Raw genomic sequence first — 17,020 nt, 5'->3', positions numbered from 1 at the left:
ATAAAAACTAAAAAAGCATTTCAAGTTTTATTGCAGGGAAAATTGAGGTTATTTTTTTTATCATTTGTAAAGACGGATTTGATTTTTTTTCCAAACGCTGATAGCTGTATACATTTTTCATTCCGAGTTTTTCAGATGCTTGTTTTTGTGTTAGATTTAGTATTGAGCGGTTATGGCGTAATAAGACGGCAAGAGCTATTTCGGGCTCTACGGGAATTTCCAGTATGTTCTTACTGCAGGTAGTTATGTCCTGCGGCAAAGGGAAAACAATGTGTGAGGATTGAGGTTCTTCGAGATATAGATTAAGAGCCTCAAAACAGGCTGATTTTAGTTCTTCGGCTGTTTCTGCTTGAGTAAGGCAGCCTGAAAGCTCAATACATTCTGCCCAAAAACCGTTTTCTTCTTTGTGTACCAGAAAATGATATTTCATTGTGTTCCTCCCTGTTTTTTAATATTGTTCAAGCCGTTTTAGCAAGGCTTGTTCTATGCCTTTTTTTAACTCTTTATGCATGGGGATTATTTCCCGTCTGCTATCTTTTGCAACTTTGACATGAGAACCTTTTTGTGAAATCACTCTCCATCCGGCTTTTTTATAAAGGCGGAGCATATCTTTTCCGCTTAACGGCATAGATTATAATACCAAATATATTTGGTATTGTCAAGTATTTTTTTGCCCGATGATTACTTGATTTTACACAATAATATGTGTAAAATCCTCAAGAAAAAACAGATAAATTTATTATGGATATACGAGAGAGACCTTTATGAATATTTTAGAAAACACATTGAATTCGATTAAATCCGTTTCGGAAGAAGAAGGAAAAAAGGCCAAGCTTTTTTGGGACAGCCTTGCTCATCCGCCGGGTTCTTTGGGGGCTCTTGAAGAGATGACGGTAAGGCTTGCAAAAATCAAGGGCTTTGACAATTTAAAAATCGATAAAAAAATAACGGCTGTTTTTTGTGCGGATAACGGAGTTTATGCGGAAAAAATTACCTCCCAACCCCAGATTACCACCTTCTTGCTTGCCGAGATTATGCACACGGGAAAAACAGGTTTAGGAACAATTTCAAAATGGGCAGGAAGCGGTATTAGGGTTTACGATGTCGGAATGATAAAAACGAGCGAAAGGAAAGATGTTGTCAATAAAAAGATAAAATTCGGTACGGAAAACATAGCCCAAGGCCCTGCGATGAGCAGGGAAGACTGTATCCGCATGATTGAAACCGGAATAGAGGCGGCCTTTGAAATAGCCGATGAGGGGTTTGATATTGCAGGAATAGGGGAGCTTGGTATCTGTAATACTACCACAACAGCGGCTGTGCTTTCAGGGCTTTGCGGGGTAGAGCCTAAGCTGACCGTAGGGCGCGGAGCTTCTACGACAGAGGCTATGTATGAGCTCAAGATTAAGAGCGTAAAAAAAGCTATCGAAATAAACGCCCCCAAAAAAGGCGATTCAATCGACTGTATTTCGAAAGTCGGGGGCTTTGATATTGCGGCAATGTGCGGCTGCTACATAGGCCTTGCTGCCCGCGGAATTCCTGCCGTAATCGACGGCTATATTTCGAGCCTTGCAGCCCTCTGTGCCGTAAACTTAAATCCTCTTGTAAGGGATTATCTTTTTGCTTCTCATAAGTCGGAAGAAAGAGGAGCTAAGATATGCACTGCTGAGCTTGAAATCGAGCCCGTCTTAAATATGAAAATGCGTTTGGGAGAAGGAAGCGGCTGCCCTCTTTTATTTAAGATGCTTGAAGGGGCGGTCTTCACCATGCAAAATATGGGAAAATTTACCGAAACCATGATAGACGGAGCCGATTTAGTGGATATCAGGAAGCAGACAAATCCTTAAAATTCCCTATTGACTAATTCTTTTCTTTATAGTATTATGCTTTCTTACTCGTATTTTCATTAAAACACGGGTTTTATATTGAAATTTTGGGTTAATCCCGGGAGGTTTACGTGGTAAAAATCAGACTAAAAAGACTCGGAACTAAAAAACGCCCTTATTATCGAATTGTTGTTCAGGATGTAAGAGAACCCCGAAACGGCAAAACCATCGATGAAGTCGGCATTTATCATCCGATCGAAACGGCAGAAAAACAGATTTCTTTTGATGCCGATAAGGTTAGAAACTGGTTGGGAAAAGGCGCACAGCCCACCGACACGGTTAGACGTTTACTTAACAAAAAAGAATTCACGCTATAAGTGTAAAATCACTTGACAGGTGAAAAGGAAAACAAAATGCAAAAAGATTTAATAGAATACATTGCCAAATCCCTTGTTGACGATCCTTCCGCCGTAACGGTATCGGAAAGTGAAAACGAAAAGGGAACGGTCATAGAGCTTAAAGTAGCCTCAGGCGACATCGGCAAAGTAATCGGAAAGCAGGGAAGAATCGCAAAGTCGATCAGAACCTTGCTGAGCGCAAGTGCAGGAAAGTCGGGAAAGCGTTATTCGCTTGAAATTGTAGACTAATAATGGATTTGCTTGCAACAGGACGAATCCGCGGCACCTTCGGGGTCGAAGGATTTGTAAAAGTTGAAAGTTTTTCCGGGGAATACGAGCATTTTTTAGGTTTTGACAGAGTTTTTTTAAGTATTCTTAAGGAAAAATTAAGAGAGCAAAAATATAAAGACGGCTGGTTTGAAATTGAAGAAGTTAATTTAAGAAAGGCCGATGCTCTTGTAAAATTTAAGGGGATAGACAACCCCGAAGCCGCCAAGTGTTTGACGGGTTCGGAATTGTTTATTCCTAGGGACAAGGCCGCCCCCCTTGATGAGGGCGAAGTTTATGTCCATGATCTTTGTAATTGTAATCTTGTATGCGAAGGAACTCTTGTTGGAAAAATAACAAGTGTAGCAGAAGGCGGAGGCGGTTACCTCTTAGAAATAGCCGGCAAAACCTCCGAGGCTGCTGCGGAATCGAGCTTTTATGTTCCCTTTAATGAGGAATTTATCGGAAAAATCGATTTAAAAGCCAAAACCGTGGAGCTCATGCACCGCTGGATTCTTGAATGAGATTCGATGTGCTGACCTTATTCCCCGAAATACCCGAAGCTTTTTTTAAAACTTCGATTATGGCCAAGGCTGTAGAAAAGGGAATTATTAGCTGCAACTTGGTAAACATCAGAGACTTTGCTTTCGACAAGCACCGCTCATGCGATGACATCGTTTACGGCGGAGGGGCCGGAATGTTACTCTTACCGGAACCTTTGAGCCTCGCATTGGACTCGGTTAATGCTTCTTCAAAACGGGTAATATATGTTACCCCTTCAGGGAAGCCTTTTAACCAAGAGCTGGCAAAAGAGCTTTCCTCAGAAGAAGAGCTTGTCTTTGTCTGCGGAAGATATGAAGGAATCGATCAGAGAATTATCGACGAGTATGTTGATGATGAGATCTCGGTCGGCGACTATGTTATGTCCTCAGGCGAGCTTGCAGCCCTAGTGATAATCGATGCGGTTTACCGCCTGATAAACGGAGTTATTTCCGGCGAGTCGCTTGAAGAAGAAAGTTTTTCAGGATTTTTGCTTGAGTACCCGCAATATACAAGACCAAGAAATTTTAAGGGAAGAGAGGTTCCCGAAGTGCTCCTTTCAGGACACCATCTAAATATTCATAAGTGGAGGCTAAAAAAGCGTATCGAAAAAACGCTTAAAACGAGGCCCGATCTTATCGAAAAGGCAAGAAATTGCGGGATGTGGACAAAGGAAGCAGAAAAAATACTTAAGGAGTTTGAAAATGAGTGATCTGATTATGAAAATTGAAGCTCAGCAAAAGGCTGAAAACCCTCCCGTTTTTCGTGTAGGAGATACGGTTAAAGTTCACTTTAAAATCGTTGAAGGAAAGACCGAGCGAATTCAGGTTTATGAGGGCTTGGTAATCTGTTTTAAAAATTCCGGAATCGGAAGAACATTTACCGTACGAAAAAATTCTTACGGTGTAGGGGTTGAACGAGTTTTCCCCCTTCATTCACCTCGAATTGCTAAGGTTGAAGTTGTACGCCCCGGAAAGGTACGCCGAGCTAAACTTTACTATATAAGGGATAAGGTAGGTAAGGCCGCTAAGATTAAGACCCTTATCACTAAAAAGAACTCATAGATTTTGAGTTTAAACTTTTAAATCGGCAAAAAATTTGTGATTTATACGGACGGTACAAAAGTTTTTTTTACCGCCTCAAGACGGGCTGCCTCAGGTTCGATGAGCTTAAAAAACGGCGATATTGTAAACGCTAAAATTTTAAGCTTAAAGACGGATGGGGCAGCCCGTGTTTTTTTTAACGGAAATATTTTTGAGGGGAATGTTTCAGGAAGCCTAAAGGAAGGCGACAGTCTAAAAATGAGAGTCGTCATCGACTCTGACAGAGTTCTTCTCATTCCCGAAAAAGGAGATGACGCCTCTTCTGCGAAGGACATCTTTTCTAAACTTGGACTTCCGCAAAACGAATTGACTTCAAGTATTCTTGCTTTTTTTACTGCGATAGAAAGCCGCCTTGATGAAAAATTGATAAACCGCATTTTTAACTTTTTGCACAAAAAAACGGCAGCTAAGGCATCAGGCCGAGCCTCTTTAAAAGAAAAGGAAAAAAGTGCCTTTGCCGCCTCTCTTATCGAAAGCAAGGGCATTGAGCTTTCTGATGAGCTTTTTTCGCAAATCTATGAAGCCATTTTCGGCGGCGGCAGAGAAAAAAATGATGATGAAGTTTTGGAGATGATAAATCACTTAAAAGGTGAGGGGCTTCATTGGATAATCCTTCCCTTTGACAGAGAATTTGATTCTTCCAAGGCCTCAGGCTCGTTGGCTCTTCTATTGGATATAAGTTTAAAAGAACTTAAGGCTCTGGTACTTCGCTGCAATTTTAAAAATTCCGGCGAAGACGAATCTTGGATTTTTTCTTTGAAGGATAAAGAGTTTACATTTATGCGTGAAGATACCGAGCTTTCACAAAAAGAAAAAACGAATTTGGAAAAGCTGTTTATCTTCTGCTTAACGGAAGCAGGATTTTTCGATTCGGATACCGCCTCCGTTTTTGTCCGCTATGGAGAGCCGTCAAAATACGAACATCCTCTTTCAGTCGATTTAAGAGTTTGATTCTTTTATAAAAAATTGTTCCGGCGTAAAGACTTGAACTCTTGCCGATTTAAAATCGCCTAGATTTCTCGAAATTATGTAGTCAATACTATTTTTTACGGAACTTACTTCAATTACAGCATCTTCATAATCCTTAACCGGAGAAAATAAAGCTTCTCTTAAAATTTTTTCATCAATAGGGATTATATTAAACATGTCAAGAAGAGCAGAAATAATATCAGCTGCCTTGTTTTTATCTTTTTTTTCTTTTAATAAAAAATAAGATAGAGTCGTTATTTCGTGAGCAGCAATGAAACCGGATAGCTTTTTTTCGACACACATATTTATAATGTTTGCCGCTTCCTCGTGAAAATTACGTTTGTTAAGAAAATCCAAAATTATATTTAAATCAATTAGAACCTTTTTCATAAAATTCTTTCCGCAATTCTTTTTTATCCGGTATAGGACGTTTTTCAAAGATTCCATACAAGGCGGCTGTTTTGGGGTTAAGCTTGTGTTGCTTATCGGCGTTTCGTAAATTCATAAGATATTGTTCAAATAACCTTGAAATAGATATTCCACTTTTTAGGGAGTAAAGATGGGCAAAATCTATCAGTTCATTATCGATACTTAGAGTAAGTTTTTTTGACATATTTACCTCCATACGTATTAAGTATATATTATTACGTATTAAAAGTCAATATAAAATTATTCTAGGGATAACTTTTTTGATTGTATTTTTGTCAGATTTATTTTCGTAGACTTGACAAAATCTTAGGGTTGGCTTAGAATTATACTATAACCGGAGGTAAAGTTATGAAAAAGATGTTTATGTTTACAGTGCTTTTGCTTATAGGTTTTTCTTTGTATTCCGAAGAGACTGTGAAACAAACTAAGGAAGATGATGAAAGTTTTTCTTATTATTTAACTGTGAATCAACTTATAAGTAAAAACCTTTTTAAAAACAAAGATTTAATCTCTGAATATTCTCAAAAATTAAATAATGAGCAAATTTTATTGATTCAAAAAAAATACCAAAAAGACTTGGCTGTGCCTCTTTTGTTAAATGGATTTGTAGGGTTTGGCAGCGGTAATTTTGCTTGCGGAGATATGCTGGGCGGAGGCATTCATACCGCTATTGATGGTTTATCGGTATTATCGATACTTACTATGCAATTTATCAATTTGGCAGATCTATTTCCCACTACTAGTTCAGACCATCGGGCATATATAGCCAATCTTGATAGGAAAATGAAGATATTCAGCTATGTGGCCTATGCAGCCGGAAGTATTATGCTTGTTAACCGTATTGCTTCATTAATTACAGCGAGCTTATATGTAAAAAGGTACAACCAAACCTTAAATGATGTGTTAATAAAAAAGACACCTAAGGTTTCATTTACTCCTGTTCCTGTCATTAGTCCTGAGGGAGTAGGGCTTGCTTTGAATATAAGATTTTAGATTATTTTGGCATAGAGAATTGTTCCGGTGTAAAGACTTGAACTCTTGCCGATTTAAAATCTCCCGAATTTCTTGATGGTGCTTTCATACTTGTTTTTTTTCTTTTTTTCCTATATTATTAGGCTATGATTTTTGACTAAAATCGGCGGCTTTTTATGGAAATAACTGAACTTGAAAAACAAGTCTTAAAACAAGAATATCCGCAAGTGAGCCTCTCGGATGATCTTGATATTGAAAGATATTTTGAACTGAGAAAAACAGGGCATTTAAACGAAGCCCTTTTATTATACAATGGAAAATTAAAGCGGAAATACCCCGATGACTCTATGCGGTATGAACTGATGTCTTCATATAGACTGCGGTCGCATAGGTTTCAGGAATTGCTGACTGCAAATTTAATCAGCCTTGCTCAAAAGACGATAATGCAGATTAAGCAGGTTATAGGCTTTATTACCGAAAGAACAGCCAATCTTGATACAAATGATGTTTACAATGTTATTCAAGAATGCGAAAAAATAGTATCGGCTGTTTCTTCCGATAGATTTGCTTCTATTTCATTTACCGAAAAATATGCACGCTATGCCGACATCATAGGGTTTAAACAGGCTGCAATGAAAAAATCGGCAGAGCTTATCCGCCTCTATGTTACCGACACTCTTTCATCTGTTAAGGCTTATAGAGATGAACAGGATGAAATATTATCCCGCCAAAAAAGAGAACGGGCTGCTTACAGGCCACCCAAGACCTTTGACTTTTCTAAGATTGTTTTTACAAAAGAGCAAGTAAATGCAATAATTATTTCTCCCGATATTAAACGGGTTGAAGATCAAGTTATTGCTTACACATTAAAGTATTGGCCGGTTTATGCTGACGGCGGATTTGAAAATATCGTTTTATTGTACAGCCGGAAATACAGGACCAATAACTTTAATATTTTTCAGGCTGTAAAAATCGGAAGATTTAGAAGCTGGAGGGATGAAGAAATTTTACAGGCCGTCCTATTGAATTTGGTAAACGGCTATTATTACAGCATAAGCGGAGACCTTTATCTTCAAAGAGAATGGGCGAGGGTAAAAGTTTCTATAGAACCTGTAAAAAAGAAAGAAGAACTTATTGATAAAACTTCAGATGCAGAGGCTGTTTTAGAAAAAAAAGTAAACCAGAAAAAAGAAAAAAAGACTACAGATAAGAAAACCGAAAAGGTAGATCTTATAAAAGCTGAAAAGGTAAGAAGAAAAAAATCAACAGATACCAAAACAGAATCTCTTCAAAAAGATGCTGTTTTTGAAATAAAGAAAGCTAAAACGGAAGAATCAAATTTAGAAAATACATTGCAAAATAAAAAATCTTTACCAGAGAAAAAAAATGATAAACTTAAAAAGCCGGAACTTGAAAAAAATAAACTTAAAAAAGAAGAACTTAAAAACGATAGTGTAAAAGAAGAAAATCTTGTAGAACTTCAAAAAGAAGAATCAAAATCGGAAGCTTATTTTGAAAGGCCTAAACTTGAGATGAATCCTTCAGGTTCAATTTCGGAAATGATTAAGACTATGAGGGGCGATAAATATCAAATTCACAAAGGACTATTTTTTGAAGGGATAAGGCCTTCAATCAGGAAGGTACTCGAAAAATCCGCTGTTCAAAAGATTTCCATGTTCGGCAATGAGCAAAACGATGCCGAGAACTATATTTACGATTTCTTTGATCAAAACTACGATAACCCCTATCAAAATTGGGGTATCTCAGAACAGAGGGTTCAAGTATTGAAACTAGGCTTTGATATAAAAACCGTGGAACCGATTATAGCAGATTGGATTAAGGGACTTAAGTTTTAGCAAAGATAGATAAAACTGTTTAATTTCGCTTCTGTTAATTTCGCTTCTTGCTAAATTTCCCGTTTTTTGGTATACTCACCCTTCCTATGAATGAATTTACTGAAGGTCTTAATCCCGAACAGTTTAAAGCCGTTACTACGATTAACGGGCCCGTGCTTATAATAGCGGGAGCCGGTTCGGGGAAAACACGCGTTATCACTTTTAGAATTGCACACATGCTCGACAAGGGAATTCCTCAGTCTCAGATTTTGGCTCTTACCTTTACCAACAAGGCTGCCAAGGAAATGGCCGATCGGGTAAAAGAGCTTACCGGTAAAAAACTTCAAAATCTGACTGTCAGTACCTTTCACGCTTTTGGAGTTAAGGTTCTGCGTTCCCATATCGATAAAATAGGCTGGAGAATTAATTTCAGTATTTATGACGAAACCGACCGAAATCAGCTGATTAAAGAATGTGGAAGAGAACTTAAATTCTCGGCAGATGCTTTGGATGTTTATAAGGTAGGCATTCTTTTTTCCAATATCAAAATGGGAAGAAAGGATTGGACAAACGAACATGATTCGTACAAGGCTCTTTATAAAGAATATCAGGAAGGGCTTAAACTTTATAATGCAGTAGACTTTGACGACCTTATAATGCTTCCAATAAAAATATTTAAAGAACATCCCGAAGTCTTGGCGGAGTACCGCGAAAGATACCGATATATAATGGTTGATGAATTTCAGGATACAAGCACACAGCAATATAATTTTATGAAGCTCATTGCCGACAAAAATATCTGCGTAGTAGGCGATGACGATCAATCTATTTATTCTTGGCGCGGTGCCAGTTTTGAAAATATCCGCAACTTTGAAAAAAACTTTCCCGAAATGATTGAAATAAAACTTGAACAAAACTACCGTTCTACAGGGACAATTCTGGCTGCCGCAAACGGTGTAATTTCTCATAACGTAAACCGCAAGGTAAAAGCTCTTTGGTCAGAAAAAGATTCGGGCCGCCCCATCGAAATTTTTATTCCCGAAAACGAGGCGGCGGAAGCCGATTTTATTTCGGACATGATTTTAAGCTTAAAGCAAAGAGAAGGCTTTAAGTATTCCGACTTCGGAGTTTTAATCCGTGCCAACAGTTTAAGTCGCCCATTGGAAGAATCTTTTTTGGAAGTAAACATTCCATATAGAATGTCGGGGGGTACAAGTTTTTTTCAGCGTAAAGAAATAAAAGATCTTATAAGCTATCTGCGTGTTGTTGCAAACCCCGACGATGATGTAAACCTCTTGCGCATTATTAACACACCGAGGCGGGGCATAGGCAAAAAAACTCTTGAAACCCTTTCCGCTCTTGCAACGGAAAATTCCTGTTCAATGCGGACAGCAATCCGCCTTCTTCTTGAAAACCCGCCTGAGGATATGAGGGGAAAGAGCATCGAGGATTTAAAAGAATTTGCCGAGCTTATAAGTGCACACCGCACTCAGCTTCTTTCAGGGAAGGGGCTTGCTCAAAAGGTTAGAAAACTTTTGGACGACATCGCCTATAACGAATACCTTATCGCCGAATACCAAAAAAGCGAAAAGGCAGCTCAATTCAAAATGATGAATATCGAAAGTTTTTTGCACTCGATGGACGATTGGGAAAACAATCCCGACAATTGGGACGGAAGCCTCTACGATTATCTTAACCGCATTACCCTTTTAACCCGCGATGATACTGAAGAAGAAAAAGGCGAAGTAAACATTATGACCATTCACTCTTCAAAAGGCTTGGAGTTTCCTGTGGTTTTTATTGCGGGAGCGGAAGACGGCCTTATTCCACATGCAAGGAGCGTTGAAGAAAATGACGGAGATGTTGAAGAAGAACGCCGCCTTTTCTATGTGGCCATCACCAGAGCTCAACAAAAACTTTTTATCACAAGCTGCAGGCAAAGACGGAAACAGGGCGGCATAACCGAATGTGCTCCGTCTCCCTTTTTGGATGAGATTCCTGCCGACCTCGTTCAGTACCACGAGCCCGATGCTCAAGCCGAAGAAGAACGCATCGCCGACATCTTCAGCCAAATGAAAAAAAAGTTTTCGATATAGGGGAGAAAAATCTACGCGGCTCCGGTCTGCGATATAATCACAACATATTTTTTCGGTAAGGCGGAAATGTTTTTATAAGCAGAAACTTTTGTATGAGAAAAGATGAAAATTAAAGCCAAAAGCCGTCAATCTTAGCCAATCTTTTAGCTGTTTTTAAGACAAAAACCTATCGATGTTGTAAAATCTTCACACAAATAAGGGAAAGTTTTACTATATGCAAAAGATTAAAACCGCTCTATTCGATGTTAGAACGCTTCTTTTTTTAGACATAGTGATTATGGTTTTTATGCTGATTTCCGGAAAGGCGGAGGTAACGCTCTGCTCTTTTATCGTTGCGGCGGCGGTGCCGGTCATAACAGGATTATACGGTGTCTTAGTGTGCTACACTGTTTTGTTTGCAGTGCTTTTTTCCTATTATCAACTGATTTTGCATGTGCATTTTCCGATGTTTCAATCTGCGGTTTTTTCCGTTATAGGAATACTCGCTTTTATCGTGCAGCGGATTATTCCCTTTATGCTGTTGGGAACGGTAATTCAAAAGCAAAAAAATATTTCGGAAATTACAATGGCGCTCGACCGTATGCGGCTGCCGCGAGGCGTTATCCTCAGCATAGCGGTAATGTTCCGTTATTTTCCTGCAATAAAAGATGATTTTCTGGTTATTATCGATTCGATGAAACTGAAAGGTCTATACACTTCAAAATGTGCGGCTATTCTCCATCCGATAAGGACGATGGAATTTGTGCTTGTGCCGATGTTGTTTAAAAGCCTAAAGACTGCGGAAGAACTTTCCTGTGCAGCCTTGGTTAAGGGTATTGAAAACACCGGTAAAAAAACATCGTACTTTGATGTCAAACTCCGGCCGGTAGATGCCGTGTTTTCGCTCGCTGCAATCACAGTGTTGACGGCAAGTATGTACGCAAAATTATTTTGAATGAGAGCCTCGCGTATGATCAACTTGAATGATGTAAGCTATCAGTATAACGGTGCCGCGGCGCAGGCAATTCAGAACTTATCCATGTCTATCAAAAAAGGAGAATTGGTTGTTATTACCGGAAAAAGCGGCTGCGGAAAAACAACAGTATTCCGCTGTGTGAACGGGCTGTGTCCCCGTTTTTATGAAGGAGAAATAAACGGAAGTCTTACATTAAACGGCAAAGTTCTTTCGTCGATGCGTATATGCGATATATCAAACATTGCAGCCTCCGTTTTTCAAAATCCCGAAAGCCAGTTTTTTACCACCGATGTGCTTTCCGACCTTGTATATCAGTGCGAAAATTGCGGTATAGAAAAAGAAGAAATACAAGAGCGGCTGTACCGTGTTACAAAACTGTTATCGCTGGAACCGCTTTTAAACAGAAAGCTTTCGGAACTCTCCGGAGGTGAAAAACAAAAAATTGCAATCGCTTCGGTTTTAATGTTGGACACGCGCGTTGTACTGATGGACGAGCCGTCTTCCAATCTCGATTATCAATCCGTCGAATTGCTTACACAAATACTTGCACAGCTAAAATCAAAAGGCTACACGATACTCATCATCGAGCACCGGCTGCATTATTTGGCGGAACTCTGCGACCGGCTCATCGTAATGGAAAACGGGTCTATAGTACGGGAATATGAAAAAGATTTGTTACGCACTATCGGTAATGATGAGTTCCACAAACAGGGACTTCGAGACTTGCATGTATTTCAAAATCACCGCAATACACTGATTACTCCGCAGCGGCAGCATAAAGACGAACCCTTGGTTGTACTGCACGATATTCATTTTGGCTATCGGAAAAACGCTGAGGTTTTAAGAGGAATACATCTTTCAATATATCCCGGAGACAAGATCGCTTTAATCGGTAAAAACGGATGCGGAAAAACAACGCTGGGGAAAATCCTGTGCGGATTAAAAAAGGAACAGAGCGGTACCGTTTTGTTGGACGGAAGAGCATTCCCTGCAAGGGTGCGCAGTAAGACCGCCGGGTATGTGATGCAAAATGTAGACTTTCAACTTTTCGGGTGCAGCGTCTATGACGATTTACTGCTCGGTAACGAAGCGCTTCCCGACAAAGAAAAGCGAATACAGACAGTGCTTGAAAAGCTCGATCTGTCGGACTTGCTAGAACAACACCCGACAACACTGTCGATGGGACAAAAACAGCGCTTGGTAGTCGCCGCATCATTTTTACAAAATAAGCGGCTCACTATTTTTGACGAACCGACAAGCGGTTTGGATTACGGCAGTATGCAAAATGTCTGTGCGTTAATCGATTCAATAACGGGCAAGACAAACGCCTCCGTTATTATCACGCATGATTATGAGTTCATTTTAAACACCTGCAATAGAGCGGTTCTTTTGGAAGACGGACGGATAACCGAAGATTTTCAATTTAACGGCACGATGCAGTTGGAATATATTTTTAAAGAGAGGTTATAAAGGTATGGAAACAAAAACCAATCACTGGAAAATCAGTTATTTTGTTTTAATTGGTTTAATGGCGGCGATTTATGCAGCTGTTATTTATGGGGTCGGGATATTGACATCCGTTACTATTCCCGTTATGCACGTGTTTGCTCCCGGTATGACGGGACTTTTGATGGGGCCTATTGTTCTTTTTGTTGTAAAGACTGTGCGGAGATTCGGCGTGTTGACGCTGCTTGCAGGTTTAGGCGTTGCGCTTTTTACGCTGACCGGAATGGGAAGTATTAACTGTCTGATTTTTGTTGTCATTGCAGGTTTGATAGCCGATGTGATTATTACAAAAACAGGATTCAAAACGCTTTCGGTCGGTATCGGTCACGGACTAACGCAGGCTGCATATTTTACCGGAGGCGTGTTCCCTTTCCTTTTCTTTTTGGAACGGGAATTGGCGAAGTGGCAGGAAATGGGAATGAGCCGAGAAGAGATACTTGAATATGTGAAATATTTTACCGGAACCTTCGCCGTTATCGGCATAGTATCCGCTATCGTTTTCGGTATTGCAGGCGTCTATATCGGAAAGCTCATCTTAAAACGGCATTTTAAGGATATGGAGTAGAGAATTGCCAACCATGAGATTTAAAGATTTTATTCGTGCGTATACGCCTGCGTATACGGCGTCCGTAAGTCTTGCGGTGCTGGGTGTCGGCTGTGGCATGGTACCGTATATCACGGTGCACCGTCTTCTTATGCGTTTGGCAAAAGGCGGAACTTCCGTTGCCGAAGTGTCGGCTTATGTAGGCGTTATCATTGCAGCCTTTGCTTTTCAACTGGTGCTGCACAGCATATCGACGGCGATTTCGCACAAGACAGCCTTTTCCGTTTTGGAAAAAATAAGGCTTGCTCTTACTGAAAAGATGATAAAGATGCCGCTGGGTTTTACGCGGAACAAGGGTGCAGGCTATTTTCACGGAATGCTCATCGACAGTATTGAACGGCTTGAATTTCCGCTTGCACACGCACTGCCTGAAACCACATCGAATATCCTCATTCCTTTAAGCATTACAGCGATACTTTTTGCAGCGGATTGGCGGCTTGCCCTTGCCGTTTTGGTACCTGCTGCAGCAACCTTGATTTTTTATCTTCCGATGTATATCGGCATTATGAACGATTTTGCAAACACCTATTATGCCGCCCTCGAAAATATGAACGGCAGGGTTATCGAATATATCCGCGGGAATAAGGAAATCAAAATATTCGGCACCGAAGCAAAGGCCTATTCTCAGTTTGAAGATTCCATCGACAATTATGAAAGGTCAACCTTAAAGCTGTACAATAAAATGTATTTTGTAAGCGCTCCTGCCTTTGTACTTTTGTCGTCGATTACGGCGAGCGTACTTTCAGTCGGCGGACTGCTTTTTACTTCCGGTTTGATTGAAGCGCCGCTCTACCTTTTTGCCGTCATCATTGCAGAGGGCTTGGGAGTTTCGCTTTTAAAGTTCACCGAATTTATGGACAACTTTTATCACATAAGAAACAGTAAAAAGCTGATTGAAGAAGTGCTGTCCGCTCCCGAATTGGAAGAAGCTGCTGCAGCCGCTCAGCATATTCCGAATAACGAAATTGTGTTTCATAATGTGTGCTTTTCATACAATGAAATTACAGCTGCCGATAAAACCGGCAATGCGGACAAGATTCCTGAGGGGAATGTGCTGCACGATGTATCGCTCACTTTTAAAGAGGGGAAAAAGACGGCGATTGTCGGGCACTCCGGTTCGGGTAAGTCAACAATAGCCAATTTGATTGCCCGCTTTTGGGATGTTTCAAAGGGTTCTATCACAATTGGCGGAATCGATTACAAAGATATGTCTCTTGCTCAATTAATGGAACATGTCAACTATGTTACGCAGGACACTTTTTTATTCAATATGAGTATTTTGGAAAATATTCGAATTGGGAAGCCCGCCGCCTCCGATGAAGAGGTAAAAGAAGCTGCCCGTCTTGCACAGTGTTCGGATTTTATCGAACAGCTTGAAAAGGGCTGGAACACTTATGCGGGCAATGAAGGAACAAAACTGTCCGGCGGGCAGCGGCAGCGCATTATTATTGCCCGTGCAATTTTGCGGAATGCACCGGTGCTTATTTTAGATGAAGCGACTACTCACACCGATGCGGAAAACCGCCGGCAGCTTCAGCTTTCATTACAGGAACTGTGTAAAAATAAAACCGTCATCACGATAGACCACAACCTGTCCACTGTCAAAGAAAGCGATTCAATCATCGTTATGGAAAATGGACGGGTAGAGGCTCAAGGGACACATACGGAACTGTTAAAAAATTCGGCAGTGTATAAGAGGCTTTATCAAGGACAGGGAGGAAATTTATGCTAAAAACGGTGCGGGCTTTTTTGGCCCTTATGCAAAATCAAAAAAAGGAAATTGTTTTTTCCGTTGTATTAAGTTTTATCGACGGCTTTTTTATAATGATACCTTTTATCATCGCCTTTAAAATCGTAAACGCCGTACCGCTTTTTAATCCCGCCGCTTCGGGAACGCTTGATGTCCGTACTATGTATCGATACATCGGTATTATGGCGGCAGCGGTTTTTATCAGAATTGTATTGCGTTACTTTACGCTCTATTTCCGCGGCGGGGCAGGTTATAAGGCAATGTGCCGCGAGCGTAAAAACTTAGGGACACGATTACGCAAGGTATCGCTCGGCTTTCTCAATGAAAAAAACACGGGCGACTTGGTTTCGACCATTACTTCCGACGTGGCGTTTTTGGAAATTGAAGGCATGGTCGTTATCGAAAAAATCGCCGTGGGTATTCCTGTTTTTGCTATCGGACTTACTGTCTTGCTTGTCTTCGATTACCGCATCTTTTTGCTTACCGCTTTTTTGTTTATTCCGGTATGGTACATGTACAAAAAATTATCTACATTGCAGGACAGATTAAAAATAAACCGGCAGGACTTTATCGGAAAAGTTACCGCCGATATTGTTGAATTTATCAACGGGATCCATGTGCTTAAAATATACAACATGGCGGAAAAGCGGTTTTCAAAAACGGCTGAAGCGGTAAAGAATTTACGGGATTTTTCCGTCAGCGCGGAACTCGCTCATATTCCTGTCGTCTCTCTTTTTCAGTTTTGCTTACGGCTTGTTACGGCGGGAATAGTTTTTTCTTCCGCCCTGCTTTTTTTACGGGGAACGCTTTCTTTTGCGCACATCTTTTTGTTGATGACCGCCTCTTTCGGCTTATTCAGCGGTATTGAAGCGATGGGGATTTTCAGTATCTTTTCTAAAATGACTCAGCAGTCAATCGACCGTATGAATGCCATCAAAGCGGTTCCGGAAATGCAAAACCTTTCAGGGAACCTGCTGCTCGATCCTCAAAATCCGCACGCCTTCGATATTCAATTTGAAGATGTTTCTTTTGCCTACGCCGAAAAAGAGGTGCTGCACAATATCAGCTTTTCAGTTCCCGAAAAAACGGTAACCGCTCTCGCAGGTCTTTCGGGAAGCGGCAAGACGACTATTGTGAATCTGCTTGCCCGTTTTTGGGATATAAAAAAGGGACGCATCAGTATCGGCGGCACCGATATTAAAGAACTCAATTACGAAAACCTTTTGCACAATATCAGCTTTGTGTTTCAGGATGTGTTTTTGTTTAACGACACGATATTGAATAATATCAGACTCGGCCGGGAAGGCGCTTCTTTGGAGGAAGTGTATCAGGCGGCTGAGCGTGCCGGCTGCACCGATTTTATTATGCAAAGTGAAAAGGGCTACGATACGGTTATCGGAGAGGCGGGCTTGAGGCTTTCGGGCGGAGAAAAACAGCGCATTTCGATTGCCCGTGCCTTTCTTAAAAACGCCCCGATTGTGCTCTTGGACGAGGTTACCGCCAATGTCGATGCCGAAAACGAAGCCAAAATACAAGCAGCCTTACAGGAACTGCTCAAAGATAAAACCGTCATCATGATTGCCCACAAGCTGACAAGTCTCCGCAACGCCGGCCAAATTTTGGTTATCGAAAACGGGCACATCGCCCAGTGCGGCAGGCATGAGGAACTGATAAAAGAAGAAGGTTTATATAGAAAATTGTGGGAAGATTCCAATAACTAATGGACGTTTCTTGTTTGTAAGGAGTCCGGGAAAACCGGTATTTCTTTCT

At 40.6% G+C, this 17,020-nt stretch carries 19 protein-coding genes; 15 read left to right on the top strand and 4 right to left on the bottom strand.

Annotated elements, in window-relative coordinates; genetic code table 11:
• Positions 1-7: 7 nt before the first annotated feature.
• Positions 8-430, bottom strand: a complete 423-nt coding sequence (locus HO345_RS08810; RefSeq protein WP_010692357.1) for a type II toxin-antitoxin system HicB family antitoxin — start codon at positions 428-430, stop codon at positions 8-10.
• Positions 431-448: 18 nt separating this feature from the next.
• The gene (locus HO345_RS08805; RefSeq protein WP_044957559.1) at positions 449-628 is read right to left on the bottom strand and encodes a type II toxin-antitoxin system HicA family toxin; all 180 of its coding nucleotides are present in this window, start codon (positions 626-628) and stop codon (positions 449-451) included.
• A gap of 136 nt (positions 629-764) precedes the next feature.
• Between HO345_RS08805 and cobT the strand changes: the two genes are divergently transcribed.
• The 7 genes from cobT (at position 765) to HO345_RS08770 (ending at position 5,085) form a co-directional block, all read left to right on the top strand.
• Complete coding sequence (gene cobT, locus HO345_RS08800) at positions 765-1,847, top strand: nicotinate-nucleotide--dimethylbenzimidazole phosphoribosyltransferase (protein WP_253682565.1); 1,083 nt, start codon at positions 765-767, stop codon at positions 1,845-1,847.
• A 110-nt stretch (positions 1,848-1,957) separates the two neighbouring features.
• Complete coding sequence (gene rpsP, locus HO345_RS08795; protein WP_002670213.1) at positions 1,958-2,203, top strand: 30S ribosomal protein S16; 246 nt, start codon at positions 1,958-1,960, stop codon at positions 2,201-2,203.
• A gap of 36 nt (positions 2,204-2,239) precedes the next feature.
• Complete coding sequence (locus HO345_RS08790) at positions 2,240-2,473, top strand: KH domain-containing protein (RefSeq protein WP_002670215.1); 234 nt, start codon at positions 2,240-2,242, stop codon at positions 2,471-2,473.
• A gap of 2 nt (positions 2,474-2,475) precedes the next feature.
• Positions 2,476-3,015 carry a ribosome maturation factor RimM gene (rimM, locus tag HO345_RS08785; RefSeq protein ID WP_253682564.1) on the top strand — a complete coding sequence of 180 codons (540 nt, stop codon included), beginning with the start codon at positions 2,476-2,478 and terminating at the stop codon, positions 3,013-3,015.
• Positions 3,012-3,743 (top strand): tRNA (guanosine(37)-N1)-methyltransferase TrmD, encoded by a 732-nt coding sequence (gene trmD / locus HO345_RS08780; RefSeq protein WP_253682563.1) that lies wholly within the window; start codon positions 3,012-3,014, stop codon positions 3,741-3,743. Before rimM ends, trmD begins: the two co-directional genes overlap by 4 nt.
• On the top strand, positions 3,736-4,095 hold the full coding sequence (gene rplS / locus HO345_RS08775) for a 50S ribosomal protein L19 (RefSeq protein WP_002670222.1): 360 nt from the start codon (positions 3,736-3,738) through the stop codon (positions 4,093-4,095). Before trmD ends, rplS begins: the two co-directional genes overlap by 8 nt.
• Before the next feature lie 36 nt (positions 4,096-4,131).
• A complete protein-coding gene (locus HO345_RS08770; protein WP_253682562.1) occupies positions 4,132-5,085 on the top strand; it encodes a TP0910 N-terminal domain-containing protein in 954 nt (317 codons plus the stop codon).
• Here HO345_RS08770 and HO345_RS08765 read toward each other — a convergent pair.
• Complete coding sequence (locus HO345_RS08765) at positions 5,074-5,493, bottom strand: PIN domain-containing protein (protein WP_253682561.1); 420 nt, start codon at positions 5,491-5,493, stop codon at positions 5,074-5,076. The genes HO345_RS08770 and HO345_RS08765 overlap by 12 nt on opposite strands.
• A complete protein-coding gene (locus HO345_RS08760; protein ID WP_002670228.1) occupies positions 5,474-5,716 on the bottom strand; it encodes a DUF6364 family protein in 243 nt (80 codons plus the stop codon). Before HO345_RS08760 ends, HO345_RS08765 begins: the two co-directional genes overlap by 20 nt.
• A gap of 164 nt (positions 5,717-5,880) precedes the next feature.
• Between HO345_RS08760 and HO345_RS08755 the strand changes: the two genes are divergently transcribed.
• The 8 genes from HO345_RS08755 (at position 5,881) to HO345_RS08720 (ending at position 16,971) form a co-directional block, all read left to right on the top strand.
• On the top strand, positions 5,881-6,525 hold the full coding sequence (locus HO345_RS08755) for a P13 family porin (protein ID WP_253682560.1): 645 nt from the start codon (positions 5,881-5,883) through the stop codon (positions 6,523-6,525).
• A gap of 155 nt (positions 6,526-6,680) precedes the next feature.
• Positions 6,681-8,360 carry a hypothetical protein gene (locus HO345_RS08750; RefSeq protein WP_010692347.1) on the top strand — a complete coding sequence of 560 codons (1,680 nt, stop codon included), beginning with the start codon at positions 6,681-6,683 and terminating at the stop codon, positions 8,358-8,360.
• 86 nt (positions 8,361-8,446) lie between these two features.
• Positions 8,447-10,435, top strand: coding sequence for an ATP-dependent helicase (locus HO345_RS08745; RefSeq protein WP_253682559.1), 1,989 nt, complete (start codon positions 8,447-8,449; stop codon positions 10,433-10,435).
• A gap of 214 nt (positions 10,436-10,649) precedes the next feature.
• The gene (locus HO345_RS08740) at positions 10,650-11,369 is read left to right on the top strand and encodes an energy-coupling factor transporter transmembrane component T (protein ID WP_253682558.1); all 720 of its coding nucleotides are present in this window, start codon (positions 10,650-10,652) and stop codon (positions 11,367-11,369) included.
• 15 nt (positions 11,370-11,384) lie between these two features.
• Complete coding sequence (locus tag HO345_RS08735) at positions 11,385-12,860, top strand: ABC transporter ATP-binding protein (protein WP_253682557.1); 1,476 nt, start codon at positions 11,385-11,387, stop codon at positions 12,858-12,860.
• Positions 12,861-12,864: 4 nt separating this feature from the next.
• Complete coding sequence (locus HO345_RS08730; protein WP_253682556.1) at positions 12,865-13,461, top strand: MptD family putative ECF transporter S component; 597 nt, start codon at positions 12,865-12,867, stop codon at positions 13,459-13,461.
• Between the two features lie 13 nt (positions 13,462-13,474).
• Positions 13,475-15,232, top strand: a complete 1,758-nt coding sequence (locus tag HO345_RS08725; RefSeq protein ID WP_253682555.1) for an ABC transporter ATP-binding protein — start codon at positions 13,475-13,477, stop codon at positions 15,230-15,232.
• Positions 15,226-16,971 carry an ABC transporter ATP-binding protein gene (locus HO345_RS08720; protein WP_253682554.1) on the top strand — a complete coding sequence of 582 codons (1,746 nt, stop codon included), beginning with the start codon at positions 15,226-15,228 and terminating at the stop codon, positions 16,969-16,971. The genes HO345_RS08725 and HO345_RS08720 overlap by 7 nt, the downstream gene beginning before the upstream one ends.
• The last annotated feature ends 49 nt before the right edge of the window (positions 16,972-17,020 follow it).

It is taken from the genome of Treponema denticola (assembly GCF_024181645.1).
Classification (GTDB): Bacteria; Spirochaetota; Spirochaetia; order Treponematales; family Treponemataceae; genus Treponema_B; species Treponema_B denticola_A.
The sequence above is the reverse complement of the archived record's forward strand: the minus strand, read 5'-3'. Positions and strand labels throughout refer to the sequence as shown.

What these genes read in the sequence shown, in the direction of transcription:
- trmD (WP_253682563.1), top strand. Translation starts at nt 3,012, where the DNA reads ATGAGATTCGATGTGCTGACCTTATTCCCCGAAATACCCGAAGCTTTT.
- HO345_RS08745 (WP_253682559.1), top strand. Translation starts at nt 8,447, where the DNA reads ATGAATGAATTTACTGAAGGTCTTAATCCCGAACAGTTTAAAGCCGTT.
- cobT (WP_253682565.1), top strand. Translation starts at nt 765, where the DNA reads ATGAATATTTTAGAAAACACATTGAATTCGATTAAATCCGTTTCGGAA.
- rimM (WP_253682564.1), top strand. Translation starts at nt 2,476, where the DNA reads ATGGATTTGCTTGCAACAGGACGAATCCGCGGCACCTTCGGGGTCGAA.
- rplS (WP_002670222.1), top strand. Translation starts at nt 3,736, where the DNA reads ATGAGTGATCTGATTATGAAAATTGAAGCTCAGCAAAAGGCTGAAAAC.
- HO345_RS08765 (WP_253682561.1), bottom strand. Translation starts at nt 5,493, where the DNA reads ATGAAAAAGGTTCTAATTGATTTAAATATAATTTTGGATTTTCTTAAC.
- HO345_RS08750 (WP_010692347.1), top strand. Translation starts at nt 6,681, where the DNA reads ATGGAAATAACTGAACTTGAAAAACAAGTCTTAAAACAAGAATATCCG.
- HO345_RS08790 (WP_002670215.1), top strand. Translation starts at nt 2,240, where the DNA reads ATGCAAAAAGATTTAATAGAATACATTGCCAAATCCCTTGTTGACGAT.
- HO345_RS08730 (WP_253682556.1), top strand. Translation starts at nt 12,865, where the DNA reads ATGGAAACAAAAACCAATCACTGGAAAATCAGTTATTTTGTTTTAATT.
- HO345_RS08755 (WP_253682560.1), top strand. Translation starts at nt 5,881, where the DNA reads ATGAAAAAGATGTTTATGTTTACAGTGCTTTTGCTTATAGGTTTTTCT.
- HO345_RS08805 (WP_044957559.1), bottom strand. Translation starts at nt 628, where the DNA reads ATGCCGTTAAGCGGAAAAGATATGCTCCGCCTTTATAAAAAAGCCGGA.
- HO345_RS08720 (WP_253682554.1), top strand. Translation starts at nt 15,226, where the DNA reads ATGCTAAAAACGGTGCGGGCTTTTTTGGCCCTTATGCAAAATCAAAAA.
- HO345_RS08760 (WP_002670228.1), bottom strand. Translation starts at nt 5,716, where the DNA reads ATGTCAAAAAAACTTACTCTAAGTATCGATAATGAACTGATAGATTTT.
- HO345_RS08740 (WP_253682558.1), top strand. Translation starts at nt 10,650, where the DNA reads ATGCAAAAGATTAAAACCGCTCTATTCGATGTTAGAACGCTTCTTTTT.
- HO345_RS08810 (WP_010692357.1), bottom strand. Translation starts at nt 430, where the DNA reads ATGAAATATCATTTTCTGGTACACAAAGAAGAAAACGGTTTTTGGGCA.
- HO345_RS08735 (WP_253682557.1), top strand. Translation starts at nt 11,385, where the DNA reads ATGATCAACTTGAATGATGTAAGCTATCAGTATAACGGTGCCGCGGCG.
- HO345_RS08725 (WP_253682555.1), top strand. Translation starts at nt 13,475, where the DNA reads ATGAGATTTAAAGATTTTATTCGTGCGTATACGCCTGCGTATACGGCG.